Origin of the sequence: Streptomyces sp. CB01373, assembly GCF_002803075.1 — a bacterium.
Lineage (GTDB): Bacteria > Actinomycetota > Actinomycetes > Streptomycetales > Streptomycetaceae > Streptomyces.
The window spans coordinates 131,444-150,934 of the sequence record NZ_NNBK01000011.1; the positions used below are offsets into that span (position 1 = coordinate 131,444).

Here is a 19,491-nt window from a genome sequence, read left to right on the forward strand (position 1 = left end):
ATGGCGGAGCAGAACCCGCTCAAGATCCACAACCTCCGTCCCGCCCCGGGCGCCAAGACCGCCAAGACCCGTGTGGGTCGTGGTGAGGCGTCCAAGGGTAAGACGGCCGGTCGTGGTACCAAGGGCACCAAGGCCCGCTACCAGGTTCCGGAGCGCTTCGAGGGCGGCCAGATGCCGCTGCACATGCGCCTCCCGAAGCTGAAGGGCTTCAAGAACCCGTTCAAGACCGAGTTCCAGGTCGTGAACCTCGACAAGCTGGCCGCGCTCTACCCCGAGGGTGGCGAGGTCACGGTCGAGGACCTGGTGGCGAAGGGTGCCGTTCGCAAGAACAGCCTCGTCAAGGTCCTCGGCCAGGGCGAGATCTCCGTGGCGCTGCAGGTGACGGTGGACGCCGTCTCCGGCTCCGCCAAGGAGAAGATCACCGCCGCCGGCGGTTCTGTCACCGAGCTCGTCTGAGCCCGATGACGTAAAGCGGTCCCGACCGGGGGTACCTCACAACGAGGTATCCCCGGTTGGTCGTTTTCAGGGAGGCAGTGTCGCCGGTAAGGTGGCCTGCACCGTTCTTTATCGTCGAACCTCAAGACCGTCACCCTGACGCACTGGCGCGGGGGTCGCAGGAGGCACCGTGCTCACCGGCTTCGCCCGGGCGTTCAGGACGCCCGACCTGCGCAAGAAGCTGCTCTTCACGCTCGGCATCATCGTGGTGTACCGCGTCGGTACCCACATCCCGATCCCGGGTGTCAACTACAAGGCTGTTCAGCAGTGCGTCGGCGAGGCCTCGGGCAACCAGGGCCTCTTCGGCCTGGTGAACATGTTCAGCGGCGGTGCGCTGCTGCAGATCACGATCTTCGCCCTGGGCATCATGCCGTACATCACGGCGAGCATCATCCTTCAGCTGCTGACCGTGGTGATCCCGCGGTTGGAGGCCCTCAAGAAGGAGGGCCAGAGCGGCACCGCGAAGATCACCCAGTACACCCGTTACCTGACGGTGGCGCTGGCCATCCTCCAGGGCACGGGCCTGGTGGCGACCGCCCGCAGCGGCGCCCTGTTCTCCGGGTGCTCGGCGGCCGGGAACATCGTCCCGGACCAGGCGATCTTCAACACGATCGTCATGGTGATCGTCATGACCGCCGGTACGGCCACGGTCATGTGGCTCGGTGAGCTCATCACCGACCGCGGCATCGGCAACGGCATGTCGATCCTGATGTTCATCTCGATCGCCGCCACGTTCCCGTCCGCGCTGTGGGCGATCAAGAAGCAGGGCAAGCTCGCCGAGGGCTGGATCGAATTCGGCACCGTCATTCTCGTCGGCCTGGTCATGGTCGGCCTGGTGGTCTTCGTCGAACAGGCCCAGCGCCGTATTCCGGTGCAGTACGCCAAGCGCATGATCGGCCGCCGTTCCTACGGTGGTACGTCGACGTACATCCCGCTGAAGGTCAACCAGGCGGGCGTGATCCCCGTCATCTTCGCTTCTTCGCTGCTCTACATTCCGGCGCTCATCGCTCAGTTCTCCGGGGGCAACTCCGGATGGAAGACCTGGGTTCAGCAGAACCTGACCAAGGGCGATCACCCGATCTACATCACCATGTACTTCCTGCTGATCGTGTTCTTCGCCTTCTTCTACGTGGCGATCTCCTTCAACCCTGAAGAAGTCGCCGACAACATGAAGAAGTATGGTGGCTTCATCCCGGGCATCCGGGCTGGCCGACCGACCGCTGAGTACCTTTCGTACGTGCTCAACCGGATCACCTGGCCGGGATCGCTGTATCTGGGCCTGATCGCTCTCGTACCGACAATGGCGTTGGTCGGCTTCGGGGCGAACCAGAACTTCCCCTTCGGCGGGACCAGCATCCTCATCATCGTGGGTGTCGGACTCGAGACGGTGAAGCAGATCGAGAGCCAGCTCCAGCAGCGCAATTACGAAGGGTTCCTCCGCTGATGCGAATCGTCCTCGTCGGACCGCCGGGTGCTGGCAAGGGAACGCAGGCCACACGCCTCGCCGAGAAGCTGCGTATTCCGCACATCTCCACGGGCGACCTGTTCCGCGCCAACATCAGCCGGCAGACGGAGCTCGGCAAGCTCGCGAAGTCCTACATGGACGCCGGGAACCTGGTGCCCGACGAGGTCACCATCGCGATGGCCAAGGACCGCATGGAGCAGCCCGACGCCGAGGGCGGCTTCCTGCTGGACGGTTTTCCGCGCAATGTGTCGCAGGCCGAGGCGCTGGACAAGCTGCTCCAGAGCGAGGGCATGAAGCTGGACGCGGTCCTCGACCTCGAGGTCCCCGAGGACGAGGTCGTCAAGCGCATCGCGGGTCGCCGCACCTGCCGCAACGACTCGGCGCACGTCTTCCACGAGACGTACAGCCCGCCGAAGAAGGAAGGCGTCTGCGACGTCTGCGGCGGTGAGCTGTACCAGCGGGACGACGACTCCGAGGAGACCGTGCGCAAGCGCCTTGAGGTCTACCACACGCAGACCGAGCCGATCATCGACTACTACCGGGCGCAGGGCCTGGTCGTGACGATCTCCTCGCTCGGTCCGGTGGACGAGATCACGCAGCGCGCGCTGGCGGCGCTGAAGCGCGACTGACCGCACTGCTCGGCCGCGGTTCCCCATGGGAGCCGCGGCCGACGTGTGCGCGGGCAGGTTTTCGCTGCCCCGTATTCTTGAGGGTGTCCGTCTTCCTTCCGGTCCGAGAAAGGCCGTAGTCCCCATGGTGCAGATCAAGTCCCCCGAGCAGATCGCCAAGATGCGTGAGGCGGGGCTGGTCGTCGCCGCCATCCACGCGGCCACCGGGGAGGCGGCCGTGCCGGGGGCGACCACCAAGGACCTGGACCAGGTGGCCCGCAAGGTGCTCGCCGAGCACAACGCCAAGCCGAACTTCCTCGGCTACGGCGGCTTCCCGGCGACGATCTGCACCTCCGTCAACGAGGTCGTGGTGCACGGCATCCCTTCCGACGACGTCGTCCTCAAGGACGGGGACGTCATCTCCATCGACTGCGGCGCGATCATCGACGGCTGGCACGGCGACGCGGCCTTCACCGCGTTCGTCGGCTCCGGTCACTCCCCGGAGCTGATCGAGCTCTCCCGGGTGACCGAGGAGTCGATGTGGGCCGGCATCGCCGCCATGAAGCAGGGCAACCGCCTGGTGGACATCTCCCGGGCCGTCGAGACGTACATCCGCCGCCAGCCGAAGCCCGGCGGCGGCCGCTACGGGATCATCGAGGACTACGGCGGCCACGGCATCGGCACCGAGATGCACATGGACCCGCACCTGCTGAACTACGTCGACCGGCGGCGCGGCAAGGGCCCGAAGCTGGTCCCCGGCTTCTGCCTGGCCATCGAGCCCATGGTCTCCCTGGGTACCGCGAGGACCCGCGTCCTCGAGGACGACTGGACGGTCATCACCACGGACGGCACCTGGTCCTCCCACTGGGAGCACTCGGTGGCGCTGACCGAGCAGGGCCCGCTGGTCCTGACCTCCCCGGACGGCGGCCGGGCCAAGCTGGCCGAGCACGGCGTCACGGCGGCACCGGACCCGCTGGCCTGAAAAAGGGCCCGCTCCCACGTCCGCCGAACCGGGCCGGACCCGGTCGCATGATGATCTCGGAGCTGGGGCAGACTTTCTCGATTCGTCTTTCGTAGAGGGCTGACGTAGACTGACTCGTCGGCTCTCATGTATTCGCATGTCCGCATGCGGAATATGGAGTCGATCAAGGTAGTCGATTCGAAGGGCGAAGCGTGGCCAAGAAGCAAGGTGCCATCGAGATCGAGGGCACTGTCGTCGAGTCTCTGCCGAACGCCATGTTCAGGGTCGAGCTCCAGAACGGCCACCAGGTCCTGGCACACATCAGCGGCAAGATGCGTATGCACTACATCCGCATCCTCCCTGACGACCGGGTCGTGGTGGAGTTGTCTCCGTACGACCTGACGCGTGGCCGGATCGTCTACCGGTACAAGTAGATCTTGCCCAGGCTCCACGTTCTTCGTGGGGCCGCCGGCAACTGACCCGGAGAACCTCACATCCCATGAAGGTCAAGCCGAGCGTCAAGAAGATCTGCGACAAGTGCAGGGTGATCCGCCGTCACGGCCGGGTCATGGTCATCTGCGACAACCCGCGCCACAAGCAGCGCCAGGGCTGACGCACGACCGACCGAACCCTCTGCACTCCCTTTCGCAGAGATTCGCGCGACGCGAGCTGAATTGTTCATACGCAGGACCCGAGCCCAGCGCGGCTCGACACCCCCGGTTCGGAGGCCGGGGACCCGGTTCGTACCTGGTACGGCGGCCGGCGGTCGGTCCTGCGGAAGACCTCCGAAGATCAACTGGAGCCATTTAATGGCACGCGTTTCCGGTGTTGACATCCCGCGCGAAAAGCGCGTGGAGGTCGCCCTCACCTATGTGTTCGGCATCGGCCGGACCCTGTCCCAGCAGACGCTGGCCGCCACCGACATCGACCCGAACACCCGCGTTCGCGACCTCTCCGAGGAGCAGCTCGTCGCGATCCGTGAGTTCGTCGACAACAACATCAAGACCGAGGGTGACCTCCGTCGCGAGATCCAGGCCGACATCCGCCGCAAGGTCGAGATCGGCTGCTACCAGGGTCTGCGTCACCGCCGCGGTCTGCCCGTCCGCGGTCAGCGCACCAGCACCAACGCCCGCACCCGCAAGGGCCCGCGTCGCGCCATCGCCGGCAAGAAGAAGCCGGGCAAGAAGTAGTCCGCAGCGACACTCGCCGTCCAGCGGTCTTCGCTGTAGGACCGACTACCTCCCGTAGGAGTTTTCGACATGCCCCCCAAGGGACGTCAGGGCGCTGCCAAGAAGGTGCGCCGCAAGGAAAAGAAGAACGTCGCTCACGGCCACGCGCACATCAAGAGCACGTTCAACAACACCATCGTTTCGATCACGGACCCGTCCGGCAACGTGATCTCGTGGGCCTCCGCGGGCCACGTCGGCTTCAAGGGCTCCCGCAAGTCCACGCCGTTCGCCGCGCAGATGGCCGCCGAGTCCGCCGCGCGTCGTGCCCAGGAGCACGGCATGCGCAAGGTCGACGTGTTCGTCAAGGGTCCGGGCTCCGGCCGTGAGACCGCGATCCGCTCCCTGCAGGCCACCGGTCTCGAGGTCGGCTCCATCCAGGACGTCACCCCGACCCCGCACAACGGCTGCCGCCCGCCGAAGCGTCGTCGCGTCTGACGTCGGCGCCTCAAGGGCTTGCTGTTCCTCCGGGCTTTCCGGCCGGGGGTGTGGGGGTTGTCCCCCACAGGTAAACAGCCGGGCGGTACGGCCTTTTCCGGTCGTGCCGCCCGTACCCTTGCAATACCCGCACCCTTCGGGTGCGGCCTGGTCGGGCGTCAAATAGCGGGCGCCCACGACTGAAGGATCTGATCCACTCATGCTGATCGCTCAGCGTCCCTCGTTGACCGAAGAGGTCGTCGACGAGTTCCGGTCCCGGTTCGTGATCGAGCCGCTGGAGCCGGGCTTCGGCTACACCCTCGGCAACTCCCTTCGCCGTACCCTCCTGTCGTCGATTCCCGGTGCCGCTGTCACCAGCATCCGCATCGACGGTGTCCTCCACGAGTTCACCACCGTGCCGGGCGTCAAGGAGGACGTCACCGACCTCATCCTCAACATCAAGCAGCTGGTCGTCTCCTCGGAGCACGACGAGCCGGTCGTGATGTACCTGCGCAAGCAGGGCCCGGGTCTGGTCACCGCCGCCGACATCGCGCCGCCGGCCGGTGTCGAGGTGCACAACCCGGACCTCGTCCTCGCCACGCTCAACGGCAAGGGCAAGCTGGAGATGGAGCTGACCGTCGAGCGCGGTCGCGGTTACGTCTCCGCCGTGCAGAACAAGCAGGTGGGTCAGGAGATCGGCCGTATCCCGGTCGACTCGATCTACTCGCCGGTGCTCAAGGTCACGTACAAGGTCGAGGCCACGCGTGTCGAGCAGCGCACCGACTTCGACAAGCTGATCGTCGACGTCGAGACCAAGCAGGCCATGCGTCCGCGTGACGCCATGGCGTCGGCCGGCAAGACCCTGGTGGAGCTGTTCGGTCTGGCCCGCGAGCTCAACATCGACGCCGAGGGCATCGACATGGGTCCGTCCCCGACGGACGCCGCGCTGGCCGCCGACCTGGCGCTGCCGATCGAGGAGCTGGAGCTCACGGTCCGCTCCTACAACTGCCTCAAGCGCGAGGGCATCCACTCGGTGGGTGAGCTGGTCGCGCGTTCCGAGGCGGACCTGCTGGACATCCGCAACTTCGGTGCGAAGTCCATCGACGAGGTCAAGGCGAAGCTGGCCGGCATGGGCCTGGCCCTGAAGGACAGCCCGCCCGGATTCGACCCGACCGCCGCCGCGGACGCCTTCGGCGCGGACGACGACGCGGACGCCGGGTTCGTCGAGACCGAGCAGTACTGAGCTCGGGACCGACTGCCGGTTTCTGGCTGCGGGTCCGCTGTGGCTGGTCGCGCCCGCGCGGCGGAGCCGCATAGTGTCCGCAGCCCCGCGCCCCTTTGGGGCGCGGGTCCTCCGGGAGCTGTAAAGCGACCGGATCTCTGACAGACAACCGTCTGCTCAGATACTGACCCCGGTACCTGGTACGGCCGGGGCAGACACCTAGGAGAAGAACCATGCCGAAGCCCGCCAAGGGTGCCCGTCTGGGCGGCAGCGCCGCGCACGAGAAGCTGCTCCTCGCGAACCTCGCGAAGGCGCTGTTCGAGCACGGCCGCATCACCACCACCGAGGCGAAGGCCCGCCGCCTGCGCCCGTACGCCGAGCGTCTGGTCACCAAGGCGAAGAAGGGCGACCTTCACAACCGCCGTCAGGTGCTCCAGGTCATCACGGACAAGAGCATCGTGCACACGCTCTTCACCGAGATCGGCCCGCGTTACGAGAACCGTCCGGGTGGCTACACCCGTATCACCAAGATCGGCAACCGCCGTGGCGACAACGCGCCCATGGCCGTGATCGAGCTGGTCGAGGCGCTGACGGTGCAGCAGAACGCCGTGGGTGAGGCCGAGGCCGCCACCAAGCGTGCGGTCAAGGAGGCCGAGGAGGCCAAGGCTCAGGAGACCACCGAGGCCCCGGCCGAGGAGGCCGCCGCCGAGGAGTCCAAGGACGCCTGAGGCACTGCCTGACGCCGGAAGCGGGTCCGCCCTTCGGGGCGGGCCCGCTTCCGCGTTTCTTCCCGAGGGATCCGCCCTGAGAGGATCTGCACGTGAGTGACGAAGTACAGCCCGGTCATGTCCGCGTCCGTCTCGACCTGTCCTACGACGGCACCGCCTTCCACGGCTGGGCCAAGCAGGCCGGCGGCAGGCGGACCGTGCAGGGGGAGATCGAGGACGCGCTGCGCACGGTCACGCGGTCCGGGGAGACGTACGAGCTGACCGTGGCCGGACGGACCGACGCCGGGGTGCACGCGCGGGGCCAGGTGGCGCACGTGGACCTGCCCGAGCGCGTCTGGCGCGAGCACCACGAGAAGCTGCTCAAGCGGCTCGCCGGGCGGCTGCCCAGGGATGTGCGGGTGTGGGCGCTGCGGCCCGCGCCCAGCGGCTTCAACGCCCGGTTCTCGGCCGTCTGGCGCCGCTACGCCTACCGTGTCACCGACAACCCCGGCGGTGTCGACCCGCTGCTGCGGGGCCACGTCCTGTGGCACGACTGGCCGCTCGACGTCGACGCCATGAACGAGGCCGCGCGGCGGCTGCTCGGCGAGCACGACTTCGCCGCCTACTGCAAGAGGCGCGAGGGCGCGACCACCATCCGCACCCTCCAGGAGCTGAGCCTGGAACGCGGCGGGGACGGCGTCGTCACGGCCACCGTCCGGGCCGACGCGTTCTGCCACAACATGGTGCGCTCGCTCATCGGGGCGCTGCTGTTCGTCGGCGACGGCCACCGTCCGCCGGACTGGCCGGGGAAGGTGCTGGCCGCGGGGGTGCGGGACTCCGCCGTGCACGTCGTGCGGCCGCACGGGCTGACCCTGGAGGAGGTCGGCTACCCGGCCGACGAGCTGCTGGCCGCGCGCAGCCGGGAGGCACGCAACAAGCGGTCCCTGCCGGCGGCCGGCTGCTGCTGAGCGGCCGCCTCCGGTTCCCCCGTGCGGCAGGCGGCCGGCTGTTACTGGCCGGCCGCCGCCGACGCCTGGGTCTCGCCGCGCCGGCGGATCTGCTGGAAGGAGAACTCGGCGAGGTCGTCGCCGGCCTTGAAGGCCGCGGTGTCCTTGTTCGTCACGCTCGTGCCGTTGGCGAAGCCGGTGAGGGTGAAGTAGGCGTAGCGGCCGTAGGAGTTGGTCGTGGAGCGGCAGACGGCCCCGTTGCAGAAGGCCTTGACGCCGCCGCCGGACAGCGGCTTGATGATGCTCTTGTTGTCCGTCGCGCCCTTCGCCTTGAGCGCCTGCGCCTCGGTGTCGAAGACGGCGATGCCGACCGTCAGCGCGACGCCGCCCTGGGTGTAGGTCACCCGCAGCAGGCGGGTGCAGTCGTTGTCCGTGAGGGCCTTGGCGAGCGTGCCCTGGGCGACCGCGGCGCAGTTCTTGCTGTCGTCCGTGGGGCCCTTCTTGTACACGGTCTCGCCCATGGTCAGCTGGGCGCCCGGGAAGAGGGTGTCCACGCTGAGCGGGGCCGTGTCCTTCTTCGCGCTGGATATGAAGTCCTTCGGATCCAGCGGAGGCGGGGCGGTGGTCGGGGCGAAGGACGGCGCCGTGGCGGAGCCGCTCGGCAGGGCGGCGGAGCCGGGCAGCTGTGTGGCCGGCCCGCCCGACGCGCTGTTGTCGCCGTTCGCCGACACCACGGCCATGGCGACGGCAGCGCCGATCCCGACGACGGCCAGCACGCCACCGCCGATGAACAGCAGCCGGCGCCGTCTGCTCCGTGCCTCCGAGGCGTCGGCGAGCGCGGCCCAGTCAGGGTTCTGACCGCTGCCCGCGCTGTTCGGCGACTGCTCAGAATTCGGTTTCCAGGGATCCCACTGGGACTGCGAGCCCCCCTGCCCATAACTCATGGGGCGCATCTTAGACGGGGTCCGAGGGCCCTCCGCGCCGCCCGCGGCCGCCCACCTGGGGCCTTAGGTGCACGCCGGTACAAAGCGGCGCGCCGACAGCCGATACCAGTCGTGGAGCGGCCGGGATCGCGGGTCCGGATCGGGGGGGTGGGAACCGCCGGGACCCGCGGTCGTACACCCGTTTTGACCCGGCCAGGCCGCCACGGGTATCCTGCATCTTCGTTGTGTATTGGCTTGCTCATTCTCACGGGACGGGCCCTTACACCGGTCCACCGGGCCGATGACCAGCGACCAGCACGCGGTTTGCGTCACCGCTGTGCGGTCAGGGCTGTCGTGATCGTCTTTGGTGACCTTGTCAGGACCACTCACTGAAGAAGCGAAGGCTACGAACCGTGCGTACGTACAGCCCCAAGCCCGGCGACATCACGCGCCAGTGGCACGTCATTGACGCCCAGGACGTCGTCCTGGGCCGCCTGGCGTCCACCGCTGCCACCCTTCTGCGGGGCAAGCACAAGCCGATCTACGCGCCGCACGTCGACGCTGGTGACTTCGTCATCATCATCAACGCGGACAAGGTGCACCTCTCCGGCAACAAGCGGACCCAGAAGATGGCGTACCGCCACTCCGGCTACCCGGGTGGTCTGCGCTCCGTCCGTTACGACGAGCTGCTGGACAAGAACCCCGAGAAGGCCATCGAGAAGGCCGTCAAGGGCATGCTCCCCAAGAACTCCCTGGGCCGTCAGATGCTCTCGAAGCTGAAGGTCTACAAGGGTGACCAGCACCCGCACAGCGCCCAGCAGCCGGTGCCGTTCGAGATCACCCAGGTCGCGCAGTAAGTCCGGCCACCCCCTAAGACCGAAGAGAATCTGAGGAGAATCGTGGCCGAGACCACTGCCGAGCAGCCGCTCGAAGAGCTTGACATCGACAGCTACACCACCGAGTCCGAGGTCCCCGTCGAGGGCGAGTACACCTCGGAGTCGATGGCGTCCCGTTTCGGTGAGCCCCAGCCGGCCGCCGGCCTGGGCCGTCGCAAGAACGCCATTGCCCGCGTCCGGATCGTCCCGGGCACCGGCAAGTGGAAGATCAACGGTCGCACCCTCGAGGACTACTTCCCGAACAAGGTGCACCAGCAGGAAGTCAACGAGCCCTTCAAGGTGCTCGAGCTCGAGGGCCGTTACGACGTCATCGCCCGCATCGCCGGTGGCGGCGTCTCCGGTCAGGCCGGTGCCCTCCGCCTCGGTGTCGCCCGTGCCCTGAACGAGGCCGACGTCGACAACAACCGCGGCGCGCTGAAGAAGGCGGGCTTCCTGCGTCGTGACGACCGTGCGGTCGAGCGCAAGAAGGCCGGTCTGAAGAAGGCCCGCAAGGCCCCGCAGTACAGCAAGCGCTAATCTCGACGGCGCCCCTGCACGTACTCCGAACGCCCCGGCGGCACGCCTATGTGCCTCCGGGGCGTTCGTTTATCGCAAAGCTTGGGCGTATAACGGCACAAGGTGCTCAACGGCTGGTGTGATCGGATGCCCGGAGCGTCGAATGCCATGGACCGGCCCACGGACCGGCCCTCTTCTCGAACCGACGCTTCCTCAGGAGGACAAGTGGGACGACTCTTCGGCACGGACGGCGTCCGTGGTGTCGCCAACGCGGACCTGACCGCCGAGCTCGCGCTCGGCCTCTCGGTCGCCGCGGCGCACGTACTGGCCGAGGCGGGAACCTTCGAGGGCCACCGACCGACGGCGGTGGTCGGGCGGGATCCGCGCGCGTCCGGGGAGTTCCTGGAGGCGGCCGTGGTCGCGGGCCTGGCGAGCGCGGGCGTGGACGTCCTGCGGGTCGGCGTGCTGCCGACACCGGCGGTGGCGTACCTGACCGGGGAGCTCGGCGCCGACCTCGGCGTGATGCTGTCGGCCAGCCACAACGCCATGCCGGACAACGGCGTCAAGTTCTTCGCCCGGGGCGGTCACAAGCTCGCCGACGAGCTGGAGGACCGGATCGAGTCCGTCTACGAGGAGCACCGCACCGGCGCGCCCTGGAACCGCCCGACGGGCGCCGGCGTGGGCCGGGTCCGCGAGTACGACGAGGGCTTCGACCGGTACGTCGCCCACCTCGTCGGCGCCCTGCCGAACCGGCTGGACGGTCTGAAGATCGTGCTCGACGAGGCGCACGGCGCCGCGGCCGGCGTCTCCCCGGAGGCCTTCCGGCGCGCCGGGGCCGAGGTCGTCACCATCGGCGCCGACCCGGACGGCCTGAACATCAACGACGGCTGCGGCTCGACCCACCTCGGCCCGCTCAAAGCCGCCGTCACCGAGCACGGCGCCGACCTCGGCATCGCGCACGACGGCGACGCCGACCGCTGCCTGGCCGTGGACCACACCGGCGAGGAGGTCGACGGCGACCAGATCCTGGCCGTGCTCACGCTGGCGATGCGGGAGCGTTCCGCACTGCCCTCCGACACCGTCGTCGCGACCGTGATGTCGAACCTGGGCTTCAAGCTCGCCATGGAGCGCGAGGGCATCCAGCTCGTGCAGACCGCCGTCGGCGACCGCTACGTCCTGGAGGAGATGAAGGACAAGGGTTACGCCCTCGGCGGCGAGCAGTCCGGCCACGTCATCATTCTGGACCACGCCACCACCGGCGACGGCACGCTCACCGGCCTGATGCTGGCCGCCCGGATCGCCGGGGCCGGCCGTACGCTGCGGGACCTGGCATCCGTGATGGAGCGCCTGCCGCAGGTCCTCGTCAACGTGCCCGACGTGGACAAGACCCGGGTGAAGACCTCCGCCGACCTCGCCGCCGCGGTCGCCGAGGCGGAGCGGGAGCTGGGCGAGACGGGCCGCGTGCTGCTGCGCCCGTCGGGCACCGAGCCGCTGGTCCGTGTGATGGTCGAGGCCGCGGACATCGAGCAGGCCCGCTCGGTGGCGGGCCGCCTGGCCGATTCGGTGAAGTCGGCGCTCGGCTGACCGGTCCTACGTCAGACCCTGGCCGGCCTTGGACGTGCGCTCGCGCTGCCTCGCCCAGAACCACTTCTGGGCGAGCAGGGTGAGCGTGCCCGCCAGGACGATGCCGAGCATGTTCAGCAGAAGCTGCACCGTCGAGCCCGCGGTCTGGGCGGTGTCGCCGTAGGCGAGCGCGACGGCCGCGTTCGCGGCGGCCGGGACGGTGGTCACGGAGATGGCCACACCGATCAGGGCACCGGACTTGGCGGACGTCAGCGAGAGCGTGCCGGCGGCTCCGGCGAGGACCGCCACGACGAAGGAGAACGCGTCGGGGGCGTAGACGAAGGCGGTGTTGGGCCGGGCGCCCTCCAGCTTCGCCTTGCTGAACAGTCCGACGGCGTCCATGAACAACGCGAAGCCCGCGGTGACCGCCATCGCCAGCGCGAAGCCGGCCAGCAGGGCGATCAGCGAGCGCAGTGCCAGCCGCGGTGCCCGCTGCACCAGGGCCGTGCCGATGCCCGCCAGCGGCCCGAACTCCGGTCCCACGGCCATCGCGCCGACGATCAGGACGGCGTTGTCGAGCACCACACCACAGGCGGCGATCATGGTGGCCAGCGTGATGAACGCGAGGTAGGTGACCGACAGCGTCGACTCCTCGTGCGTGGCCTCCGTCAGCTCCTGCCACAGCACCGCGTCCGCGCCCTCGCCCGGTGCCGCCTTCTCCGCCCGCTCGGCCCGGGCGGAGAGCGTCAGGTCGGGGGTCTCGACGGAGACGGAGCCGCTCCGTTCGATGCCCAGCTCCCGCAGTCCGTCGAGGAGTTCGTCGGCGGCCTCGCGCGCGACATCGCACAGGACCACGTCACCGGCCGGGTCGCGGGCGGCGGAAGGCAGTACGACCAGGTGCGCGGTGCCGACCGTCGTCTCGATCAGACGCAGTACGGCGTCGGTCTGTTCGGCCGGTGTGATCAGGCGAAGATGAAGCATGGCGGCAGCGTAGTCACAGTTTGCGCAGGCTCAGCCGCTGCACCTTGTGGTCGGGGCCCTTGCGCAGCACGAGCGTGGCACGGCCCCGGGTGGGCGCGATGTTCTCCACCAGGTTCGGCTTGTTGATGGTCCGCCACATCCTGCGGGCGTAGTCGAGGGCCTCCGACTCGGACACCTGGGTGTACTTGCGGAAGTACGAGGACGGGTCCTGGAAGGCCGTCGTGCGCAGCTTGCCGAACCGGTCCAGGTACCAGCGCTCGATGTCCTCGGTGCGCGCGTCGACGTACACGCTGAAGTCGAAGTAGTCGGCGAGTCCGACCCTGGTGCGGCCGTCCGTGCCGGGCAGGGCGGGCTGGAGGACGTTCAGGCCCTCGACGATGAGGATGTCGGGGCGACGCACGGTCAGCTTCTCGCCGGGGACGATGTCGTAGATGAGGTGGGAGTAGACGGGCGCGGTCACCTCGTCCTTGCCGGCCTTGATGTCGGCGACGAACCGGGTCAGGGCCCGCCGGTCGTACGACTCCGGGAAGCCCTTGCGCGACATCAGCCCCCGCGCCTCCAACTCCCGTGTGGGCAGCAGGAACCCGTCGGTGGTGACCAGCTCGACCCGCGGATGCTCGGGCCAGCGGGACAGCAGTGCCTGGAGCAGCCGGGCGACGGTCGACTTGCCCACGGCGACCGAGCCGGCCACCCCGATCACGAAGGGCGTGCCGGACTGGGAACCCTGCTCGCCGAGGAACGTGTTCAGCGCGCCGCGCAGCCCGTCCGTCGCGCCGACGTAGAGGTTGAGCAGCCGGGACAGCGGCAGGTAGATGTCCCGCACTTCGTCGAGGTCGATCACGTCGCCGAGACCGCGCAGTCGCTCGACCTCCGCGGCGGAGAGCGGCAACGGCGTCTTGTCACGCAACGCGCTCCATTCGGCGCGGGTGAGGTCGACGTAGGGAGTCGCCTCCGGCCGGGACCGGTGGGCGCTCCGGGGCATCGAGGAGACCGGAGAGATCACATTCCATTGTTAACGGAGTTTGAACAGCGCGCAGGGTGGGCTGTGTCACGTCTGCGGGGGGTGGAGATCACGTCGCCGTCACGTTCGGGTACCGGGCCGCCTATTCAAGATCATCTCCAGGGCTGCGGCACATAGAGTGCGGTGACTGGCCGGGGAGACCGTCCGCCGGTCCGAAGAGAAAGAGTGACCTTCCGTGAGTTCCCTCGTGGTCCGCCGTACCGCGCTCGCCGCGTCCACCGCCGCTCTGGTCCTGCTCGCCACCGCCTGCGGCGGTTCCTCCGACAACAAGGACGCGAAGGCCGACGACGGCAAGACCGCTCAGGCCGACAAGACCGCCTCCGCAGCACCGGCCAAGGCGCTCGGCGCCGCCGAGCTGGAGAAGGCCGCGCTCACCCAGGCGGACGTCAAGAGCGGCAAGGTCACCAAGCTGCCGGCGAAGGACGACATCGCCCAGGACAAGGTGAAGACCGGCGACGCCGCCTGCACGCCGCTGGCGCTCGTCCAGTCGGGCAGCTGGGTGGGCACGCCCGCCGCCACCGTGAAGCGGTCGTGGCTGGCCGACGGGAAGAAGCCCGCGGCGGGCGCCGACCCCCAGGTCGCCCTGCTGGCCGGACTCGACCGGGAGAAGGCCGTCGTGACCCTCGCCTCCTACGAAGACGGCGGCGCCGAGCAGGCGCTGAAGGACCTTCGGACGGCCGCCGACAAGTGCGCCGGCGGCTACACCTACAGCGCGGACGGCACCAAGACCGGGATCGCCAAGGTGGCCGTGACCCAGGCGCCCGAGGGCGCGGACGAGGCGTTCGCGGTGACGCAGACCATGAACGCCGACGGCGTCAAGGCGCCGGTGAAGGCCGTCGTCGTCCGCAAGGGCGCCACCGTGGTCTACCTCCCCGCCATCAACCTCGCGGCGGCCGTCTCGGGCAAGGACTTCGACTTCCCCACGGCGCTCGTCGACGCGCAGCTCGCCAAGCTGAAGTGATCCCAGGACCCACCGGGGCCCTTCCCGCCCCGGTGGGAATTTCCGATTTCGGGCACGAAGTCCCCACTTCCGGCGGGTGCGGGCCCGTAGGCTGCCGCCCATGTGCGGAATCGTGGGATACGTGGGGTCGCAGTCGGCACTCGAAGTCGTGATGGCCGGTCTGAAGCGGCTGGAGTACCGGGGTTACGACTCGGCCGGTGTCGCCGTGCTCGCGGACGGCGGGCTGGCGGCGGCCAAGCGGGCCGGGAAGCTGGTCAACCTGGAGAAGGAACTCGCGGACCGGCCACTGCCGACCGGTTCCACGGGCATCGGGCACACCCGATGGGCCACCCACGGCGGGCCCACCGACGGCAACGCCCACCCGCACCTGGACAATTCGGGGCGGGTCGCCGTCGTCCACAACGGCATCATCGAGAACTTCGCCGCGCTGCGGGCCGAGTTGACCGAGCGCGGGCACGAGCTGCACTCCGAGACCGACACCGAGGTCGTGGCGCACCTGCTCGCCGAGGAGTTCTCGGTGAGCGCCGATCTCGCGGAGGCCATGCGGCTGGTGTGCCGGCGCCTCGAGGGCGCGTTCACGCTGGTCGCCGTGCACGCCGGCGAACCGGACGTGGTCGTGGGCGCCCGCCGCAACTCCCCGCTGGTCGTGGGCGTCGGGGAGGGCGAGGCCTTCCTCGCCTCCGACGTCGCCGCGTTCATCGCCCACACCCGCTCCGCGATCGAGCTGGGCCAGGACCAGGTGGTCGAGCTGCGCCGGGACCGGGTGACGGTCATGGGGTTCGACGGCCGGCCCGCCGACGTCCGCTCCTACGACGTCGACTGGGACGCGGCGGCCGCGGAGAAGGGCGGCTACGACTACTTCATGCTCAAGGAGATCGCCGAGCAGCCCAAGGCGGTCGCCGACACGCTGCTCGGCCGCATCGACGCGGGCGGCTCCCTGACGCTGGACGAGGTCCGCATCTCCGCCGCCGAGCTGCGCGAGATGGACAAGGTCGTCATCATCGCCTGCGGTACGGCCTTCCACGCGGGCATGATCGCCAAGTACGCCATCGAGCACTGGACGCGGATCCCCTGCGAGGTGGAACTCGCCAGCGAGTTCCGCTACCGGGACCCGATCCTGGACGCCCAGACCCTCGTCATCGCCATCTCCCAGTCCGGCGAGACCATGGACACGCTGATGGCCCTGCGCCACGCCCGGGAGCAGGGCGCCAAGGTGCTGGCCATCTGCAACACCAACGGCTCCACCATCCCGCGCGAGTCGGACGCGGTCCTCTACACCCACGCGGGCCCGGAGGTCGCGGTCGCCTCGACGAAGGCGTTCCTGACCCAGCTCGTGGCCTGCTACCTGGTGGCGCTGTACCTGGGCCAGGTCCGCGGCACCAAGTGGGGTGACGAGATCCAGGTCGTGATCCGCGACCTGTCGCAGATCGGCGGCGCGGTCGAGCGGGTCCTGGAGACGATGGAGCCGGTACGGGCGCTGGCGCGCTCGCTGGCGGACAAGAACACGGTGCTGTTCCTCGGCCGGCACGTGGGCTATCCGGTCGCCCTCGAAGGCGCCCTGAAGCTCAAGGAGCTGGCGTACATGCATGCCGAGGGCTTCGCGGCGGGCGAGCTGAAGCACGGGCCGATCGCGCTGATCGACGAGGACCTGCCGGTGGTCGTGGTGGTGCCGTCCCCGCGGGGCCGGTCCCTCCTCCACGACAAGATCGTCTCCAACATCCAGGAGATCCGGGCGAGGGGTGCCCGCACGATCGTGATCGCGGAGGAGGGCGACGAGGCGGTCGCCCCGTACGCCGACCACCTGATCCGCATCCCGGCCACGCCGACCCTGCTCCAGCCGCTGGTCGCCACGGTCCCGTTGCAGGTCTTCGCCTGCGAACTCGCCACCGCGCGGGGCAACGAGGTGGATCAGCCGCGGAACCTGGCGAAGTCCGTCACGGTGGAGTGACGCTTCAGTGCCGCCACGAAGCTGCTGAAGGCCTCGGCCGGAAGCGTGACGATGCCTCCGGCCGGGGTCTTGGAGTCTCGGACGGCTATGTGGGTGGGGGAGTTGGCGATCTCGACGCAGGAGTTGCCGTCGCCGGGACCGGAGTAGGAAGACTTCCGCCAGTTGTCGGGGATGTGCATGGGGCGCCTCACAACTCTTTCGTCAGCCTGTGGATGAAGTCGCGCGACTGTTCGCAGGTGAGCGCTGCGTCCTCCACTTTACGGAAGAGCATTCGAAAAGCGCCGAGTTGGGCCTCGGAGTCGATGAAGACCGTGCCGTGCGGTGCGTCGCGCACGACGGTGTCCAGCTTGGGCACCACCCCTCCCGCGTGCACCATGGCGCTCGCGGCGCCGGCGAAGCCTTCCAGCGCGAAAGGGATGACGCGCACGGCGATCCGCTCCGCACCCGACAGCTCCAGCAGGTGAGCCAGTTGGGCTCGTGAGGCGGTGCGGTTGCTGACCATGATGCGCAGTGCCGCCTCATGGATGATCGCCTCGTACGGGGCGCTGCCGAGGACCGTCTTGCGTTGCATTCGATGGCGGACACGCAACTCAAGCTCACCATCGGGGAGTTCCGGCACCCGGTAGGAGAAGACGGCGCGGGCGTAGTCCTCTGTCTGGAGGGGGCCCGGGATGTACAGGAACTGGACCTCTCGCAGGAATGTGGCGTGGTGCTCCAGCTCGGCAAGATCGAGGAACGGCGTGGGAAGCTGCCCCCGGTACTCCTCCCACCAGCCGCGCGTTCGATCGGTGGCCATAGCCGCGAGCGCGGCGACCAACTCCTCGTCAGTACAGGTGTAGTGGGCCGCCAGGCGACGAAGACGCTTCTCGCTCACGCCTGCGATGGCCGCCTCGATCTGGCTGATCTGAGGAGGGCTCACCCCGAGTAGCGCAGCCGCTTGGCGTGACGTCAGGCCCGCGTTGTCGCGGAGTCTGCGTAGCTCGGCTGCCAACCGCACCTGACGCGCGGTCGGGTTGTGCCTCAGTGCCACCGCACGCTCCTCCCCACACGCATACCCAATGCGACTCGTTCGGGGTCAGACTACGGGATCGGCTTGCGAGACTTAAACAATTAGCCCTACCTTCGGTCACGCAGCGCACGCACTGTGGAGCGGTCTGCGACCACTCGCCGCCCGAACGGAGTTGAGTCATGCCCGAAGACGTGTCGGAACCCTGGGAATACTGCCTCTACATCCCCAACGATCTCCGCGCCGTCACCGTCAGTCGGCGCACCCTCCGGCTGATTCACACCATGCACGGGCTGATTCGGCTCGTCGACGTGGCCGAGTTGCTCGCGACCGAGCTGGTGTCCAATGCCGTACGGCACACCAAGGGGCCCGCCGCGCTCCGGGTGCGGTGGGCCTCCGGTGTGCTGCGGATCGGGGCGTGGGACGCCGACCCCGCGCCGCCGGAGCCGCCAGTGCCCTTGGAGCAGATGGCCGAGTCGGAGGAGGGGCGGGGACTGGCACTGGTCCGGGCCTGCGCGGACCTGTGGGGCTGGCAACCGCTGGCGCGGGAGGGCAACCGCGGCAAGATCGTCTGGTGCGAACTGGCCGCCGCGTAGTGGAGGCTTCCTCGACGGCGTCTCTTCCGGGTGAAAACGTGGTGAGTGAGCGGCACCATGGAGGCGGGCTCTGAGTACCGTGACGTCGCTAGCCCATGAGGGGGGAAGAGGTGCGGCATGAGCGTTGAGCTCGAACTGAGGCTACGGGGCCCGCACGCCGGCATGGACGCCCAGGAGTCGCTGCGCACCGTGCAGAGTGTGCTGTCGCTGCTGCGCGAGCTGGAGAACAGCGAGACCGCGCGGTCGAGCCGCCATGGCACCCGCTGGTCCTTCAATGAGCTCAGGCTGGGCAGCGTCACCTGTGTCCTTGAGCCGCTGCGCATCGCCGAACACTCCGACTACCAGGTCGTGGAACGGGTGCTGCGGACCGCCGTGACCGGGCTGGGCGAAGCCGAGACCGCGGAACGCATCCCGACCGGTTGGACCGCCCGTGCGGCATCGCTGGGGCAGCAGGTCGCCCGTTCCCTCGGAGCATCGCCCGATGTCGGCATGTTCGTCGCGGTACGTGCGGACGGCGTCGAAGTCCGGACGGCCGAGGTCACACAGAGGACCGCGTTCAATCTGCAAGCCGCCACGCGTGCGCGTCTGCGCACGTTCGGCTCGCGGCGGGGACGTCTCAGCGGCCTGGTGGAGGGAAAGCATCGCCGTCCCCGGGCGGTGCTGCGCACCGAGGTCGGCGGGGAAGTGATTCCCGTCTATTTCGGTGATGATCTGGACACCGAGCTGCGGCGGGCTTGGCGGCGTGACCGGGTGGAGGTCACCGGCGAGATCACCGGGAACGCACAGGGCCAAGTGGTCCAGGTGCGCGCGACGGAGATCGAACTCCTTCCGACAGAGCCGCAGCTCTCGGACGACGAACTGCGGGCGGGGTTCTGGCCGGACATGACCGGCGGCCAGGACGCGGTGGACTATGTGGAGGCTCTGCGTGGGGGAAATTGACCGCCCCGAGTCGGTCTACCTTTGATCTTGGTCAGTGCTCCGCCCTACGGGGCGGAGATGAAGGCCATCTCAAAAATGCTCTGACCTCGGCCTGGGGCACGGATCCGTACGGTT

General features: G+C 68.7%; 23 protein-coding genes. 18 read left to right on the forward strand and 5 right to left on the reverse strand.

Going from position 1 to position 19,491, the window contains the following annotated elements:
* The 11 genes from rplO to truA all read left to right on the forward strand — a co-directional run bounded on the left by rplO (position 1) and on the right by truA (position 8,069).
* Positions 1-456 (forward strand): 50S ribosomal protein L15, encoded by a 456-nt coding sequence (gene rplO, locus CG719_RS18465; RefSeq protein WP_100569753.1) that lies wholly within the window; start codon positions 1-3, stop codon positions 454-456.
* A gap of 169 nt (positions 457-625) precedes the next feature.
* Positions 626-1,939 (forward strand): preprotein translocase subunit SecY, encoded by a 1,314-nt coding sequence (gene secY, locus CG719_RS18470; protein ID WP_100569754.1) that lies wholly within the window; start codon positions 626-628, stop codon positions 1,937-1,939.
* Positions 1,939-2,589 carry an adenylate kinase gene (locus CG719_RS18475; protein WP_100569755.1) on the forward strand — a complete coding sequence of 217 codons (651 nt, stop codon included), beginning with the start codon at positions 1,939-1,941 and terminating at the stop codon, positions 2,587-2,589. The genes secY and CG719_RS18475 overlap by 1 nt, the downstream gene beginning before the upstream one ends.
* Before the next feature lie 124 nt (positions 2,590-2,713).
* Positions 2,714-3,550, forward strand: a complete 837-nt coding sequence (gene map, locus CG719_RS18480; protein WP_100569756.1) for a type I methionyl aminopeptidase — start codon at positions 2,714-2,716, stop codon at positions 3,548-3,550.
* 191 nt (positions 3,551-3,741) lie between these two features.
* The gene (infA, locus tag CG719_RS18485) at positions 3,742-3,963 is read left to right on the forward strand and encodes a translation initiation factor IF-1 (protein ID WP_004927214.1); all 222 of its coding nucleotides are present in this window, start codon (positions 3,742-3,744) and stop codon (positions 3,961-3,963) included.
* 65 nt (positions 3,964-4,028) lie between these two features.
* Positions 4,029-4,142 (forward strand): 50S ribosomal protein L36, encoded by a 114-nt coding sequence (gene rpmJ, locus CG719_RS18490; RefSeq protein WP_003974245.1) that lies wholly within the window; start codon positions 4,029-4,031, stop codon positions 4,140-4,142.
* Positions 4,143-4,338: 196 nt separating this feature from the next.
* A complete protein-coding gene (gene rpsM / locus CG719_RS18495) occupies positions 4,339-4,719 on the forward strand; it encodes a 30S ribosomal protein S13 (protein WP_100569757.1) in 381 nt (126 codons plus the stop codon).
* A gap of 69 nt (positions 4,720-4,788) precedes the next feature.
* Positions 4,789-5,193, forward strand: a complete 405-nt coding sequence (rpsK, locus tag CG719_RS18500; RefSeq protein ID WP_003956432.1) for a 30S ribosomal protein S11 — start codon at positions 4,789-4,791, stop codon at positions 5,191-5,193.
* Between the two features lie 199 nt (positions 5,194-5,392).
* Positions 5,393-6,415 (forward strand): DNA-directed RNA polymerase subunit alpha, encoded by a 1,023-nt coding sequence (locus CG719_RS18505; protein ID WP_003966937.1) that lies wholly within the window; start codon positions 5,393-5,395, stop codon positions 6,413-6,415.
* Between the two features lie 212 nt (positions 6,416-6,627).
* Positions 6,628-7,122: a 50S ribosomal protein L17 gene (gene rplQ / locus CG719_RS18510; RefSeq protein WP_100569758.1), complete on the forward strand. Its 495-nt coding sequence runs from the start codon at positions 6,628-6,630 to the stop codon at positions 7,120-7,122.
* 92 nt (positions 7,123-7,214) lie between these two features.
* Positions 7,215-8,069 (forward strand): tRNA pseudouridine(38-40) synthase TruA, encoded by an 855-nt coding sequence (gene truA, locus CG719_RS18515; RefSeq protein ID WP_100569759.1) that lies wholly within the window; start codon positions 7,215-7,217, stop codon positions 8,067-8,069.
* 41 nt (positions 8,070-8,110) lie between these two features.
* Here the strand turns inward: truA and CG719_RS18520 are convergent, their stop codons facing one another.
* On the reverse strand, positions 8,111-8,992 hold the full coding sequence (locus CG719_RS18520; protein ID WP_100569760.1) for a hypothetical protein: 882 nt from the start codon (positions 8,990-8,992) through the stop codon (positions 8,111-8,113).
* A 392-nt stretch (positions 8,993-9,384) separates the two neighbouring features.
* On the opposite strand from CG719_RS18520, the gene rplM reads away from it, so the two are divergent.
* From rplM to glmM, 3 genes are all read left to right on the forward strand, one after another.
* On the forward strand, positions 9,385-9,828 hold the full coding sequence (gene rplM / locus CG719_RS18525) for a 50S ribosomal protein L13 (protein WP_100569761.1): 444 nt from the start codon (positions 9,385-9,387) through the stop codon (positions 9,826-9,828).
* A 42-nt stretch (positions 9,829-9,870) separates the two neighbouring features.
* Positions 9,871-10,383, forward strand: a complete 513-nt coding sequence (gene rpsI / locus CG719_RS18530; RefSeq protein WP_010036632.1) for a 30S ribosomal protein S9 — start codon at positions 9,871-9,873, stop codon at positions 10,381-10,383.
* 204 nt (positions 10,384-10,587) lie between these two features.
* Complete coding sequence (gene glmM / locus CG719_RS18535; RefSeq protein WP_100569762.1) at positions 10,588-11,946, forward strand: phosphoglucosamine mutase; 1,359 nt, start codon at positions 10,588-10,590, stop codon at positions 11,944-11,946.
* A gap of 6 nt (positions 11,947-11,952) precedes the next feature.
* On the opposite strand, the gene CG719_RS18540 is transcribed toward glmM, so the two are convergent.
* Both CG719_RS18540 and coaA read right to left on the reverse strand, forming a co-directional pair.
* Entirely contained in the window at positions 11,953-12,906 is a 954-nt protein-coding gene (locus CG719_RS18540) for a DUF389 domain-containing protein (RefSeq protein ID WP_100569763.1), read from the reverse strand.
* 13 nt (positions 12,907-12,919) lie between these two features.
* Positions 12,920-13,888, reverse strand: coding sequence for a type I pantothenate kinase (gene coaA, locus CG719_RS18545; protein ID WP_199836679.1), 969 nt, complete (start codon positions 13,886-13,888; stop codon positions 12,920-12,922).
* Positions 13,889-14,102: 214 nt separating this feature from the next.
* On the opposite strand from coaA, the gene CG719_RS18550 reads away from it, so the two are divergent.
* Complete coding sequence (locus tag CG719_RS18550) at positions 14,103-14,888, forward strand: hypothetical protein (protein ID WP_100569765.1); 786 nt, start codon at positions 14,103-14,105, stop codon at positions 14,886-14,888.
* A 100-nt stretch (positions 14,889-14,988) separates the two neighbouring features.
* Positions 14,989-16,836 (forward strand): glutamine--fructose-6-phosphate transaminase (isomerizing), encoded by a 1,848-nt coding sequence (glmS, locus tag CG719_RS18555; RefSeq protein WP_100569766.1) that lies wholly within the window; start codon positions 14,989-14,991, stop codon positions 16,834-16,836.
* Here the strand turns inward: glmS and CG719_RS18560 are convergent.
* Both CG719_RS18560 and CG719_RS18565 read right to left on the reverse strand, forming a co-directional pair.
* Complete coding sequence (locus CG719_RS18560) at positions 16,797-17,015, reverse strand: DUF397 domain-containing protein (protein ID WP_100569767.1); 219 nt, start codon at positions 17,013-17,015, stop codon at positions 16,797-16,799. The genes glmS and CG719_RS18560 overlap by 40 nt on opposite strands.
* A gap of 8 nt (positions 17,016-17,023) precedes the next feature.
* Positions 17,024-17,866: a helix-turn-helix domain-containing protein gene (locus tag CG719_RS18565; RefSeq protein WP_100569768.1), complete on the reverse strand. Its 843-nt coding sequence runs from the start codon at positions 17,864-17,866 to the stop codon at positions 17,024-17,026.
* A 158-nt stretch (positions 17,867-18,024) separates the two neighbouring features.
* Here CG719_RS18565 and CG719_RS18570 point away from each other — a divergent pair, with 158 nt between their 5' ends.
* Complete coding sequence (locus CG719_RS18570) at positions 18,025-18,438, forward strand: ATP-binding protein (RefSeq protein ID WP_100569769.1); 414 nt, start codon at positions 18,025-18,027, stop codon at positions 18,436-18,438.
* 117 nt (positions 18,439-18,555) lie between these two features.
* Positions 18,556-19,377, forward strand: a complete 822-nt coding sequence (locus tag CG719_RS18575) for a hypothetical protein (RefSeq protein ID WP_159024891.1) — start codon at positions 18,556-18,558, stop codon at positions 19,375-19,377.
* Positions 19,378-19,491 lie beyond the last annotated feature (114 nt).